The sequence below is a fragment of the Candidatus Methylomirabilota bacterium genome (assembly GCA_036005065.1).
Taxonomy (GTDB): domain Bacteria; phylum Methylomirabilota; class Methylomirabilia; order Rokubacteriales; family DASRDR01; genus DASYQW01.
Genome location: DASYQW010000140.1, coordinates 1 through 2,028 on the forward strand (window position 1 = coordinate 1; position 2,028 = coordinate 2,028).

At 74.2% G+C, this 2,028-nt stretch carries 1 protein-coding gene; it reads left to right on the forward strand.

What is annotated here, in order from left to right; genetic code table 11:
- Positions 1 to 294 precede the first annotated feature (294 nt).
- On the forward strand, positions 295 to 2,028 hold a 1,734-nt coding region (locus VGW35_10190), incomplete at its 3' end, for a hydantoinase/oxoprolinase family protein (GenBank protein HEV8308026.1).

Sequence of the window (2,028 nt, forward strand, 5' to 3'; positions counted from 1 at the left end):
TTCGACCTGACCCGGTTCTCGTCCTGGGCCCGGGAGAGCCGGCCGGCCCGCATCGTCTTCGACGCCCGGCGTCGCCCGGCGACGATCACCTCTTCGCTGATCCTCGGCACCTCGGTGAACATCCGCCTCGCGAGCACCTAGTAGATGGGAGGGGGCCTCGACGGCCCCCTCCCAAACCTCCCCCAGGAGGGGTTGCGGCGGCGAAGCCGCCGCTCGGAGTGAAACAGCCAATCGTGAGTGGTCGGGGAGACCCGCGGCGCGTGGTCAAGCCGCCGACCTCTTAGCCACAGGCCGATGGGGTACCGGCTCGGCATCGACGTCGGGGGGACGTTCACCGACCTGGCCCTGCTCCACGAGGAGTCGGGCCGCCTCGTGGTCGGCAAGGTGCCGTCGGTCCCCGCCGACCCCTCGGAAGGCATCCTGACCGGCATCACCGGCATCCTGGCCGACGCCGGCGTGGCGCCCGGCGAGATCGCCTACCTGGCCCACGGCACCACCGTTTCCACCAACACGCTGCTCCAGCGCCGGGGCGCCCGCACCGGGCTCGTCACGACCCGCGGCTTCCGCGACCTCCTGGAGATCGCCCGCCAGCGCCGTCCCTCGCTCTACGACCTCCACGTCCGGAAGCCCGCCGCCCTGGTGCCCCGCGAGCTCCGGCTGGAGGTCGGCGAGCGCGTCATGGCCGACGGGACGGTGCGCGTCCCGCTGGACCCAGCCGAGGTGGACGGCGTCCTCATGCGCCTGGCGGGCGAGGGCCTCGAAGCGCTGGCCATCTGCTTCCTCTACAGCTACCTCCGTCCCGACCACGAGGGCCTCGTGCTCGAGCGGGCCCGGCGGCTCCTGCCCGGTGTCTTCTGCTCGGCGTCCCACGACGTCCTGCCGGAGTTCCGCGAATACGAGCGGCTCAGCACCACGGTCGTCAACGCCTATCTGGGGCCCGGCATGGCGGGCTACATCGAGGCGTTCCGCCGCCGGGTCCGCGAGCTCGGGATCCGACCGATCCCGTATGTCAACCAGTCCAACGGGGGCACCATCGGGATCGAGGAGGCCGCCCGGGCGCCCGTCCGCACGCTTCTCTCCGGACCGAGCGCCGGGGTGGCCGGAGCCGCCTGGCTCGCGGCCCGGGTCGGAGTCGCCTCGGTCGTCACCTTCGACATGGGAGGGACCAGCACCGACGTCTCGCTCGTGCGGGGCGGACGGCCGACCCTGGCCTTCGAACGCGACATCGCGGGCGTCCCGATCCGGATGCCGACCCTGGACATCCACACGATCGGGGCCGGCGGCGGCTCGATCGCGTGGCGGGACTCGGGCGGCGCGCTCCTGGTGGGGCCGCAGAGCGCAGGCGCCGACCCCGGTCCGGCCTGCTACGGGCGGGGCGGGATGGAGCCGACGGTGACCGATGCCAACCTGCTCCTCGGCCGGCTCTCCGCGCGGGGGCTCCTGGGCGGGCGGATGCCGCTCGATCCGGGGCGGGGCGAGGCGAGCATCGCACGGCTCGGGACGGGCCTCGGGCTCTCGGCCCTGGAGGCCGCCCGGGGGATCGTGCGAGTCGTCAACGCCAACATGGCGCGGGCGCTTCGGCTCGTCACGGTCCAGCGCGGCGTCGATCCGACCGAGCTGGCGCTGCTGGCCTTCGGGGGGGCCGGGCCGCTCCACGCCGGCGCCCTGGCCCGCGAGCTGGGTATCCCCACGATCCTCGTGCCTCCCGGGCCGGGCATCCTCTGCGCCCTGGGCCTCCTCGTCGAGGATCTCCGGGCCGACGCCGTCCGGACCTGGGTGGGGCGACTCGATGCCGCGGCGCTCGGGTCCCTGGACCGGCTCTTCGGCGAGCTCGAGGCCCGGGCCAGCCGCTGGCTCGACCGGGAGCGCGTGCCGGCCGGGCGCCGCCAGCTCACGCGCTGGCTCGACCTCCGCTACGAGGGCCAGAACTACGAGCTGCTGGTCCCGGTCCCCGAGGAGGCCTGGCGGGAGCGGTCGGTGACGGCGCTGGTCCGGGAGTTCCGGCGTGTTCACGAGGAGACCTACGGC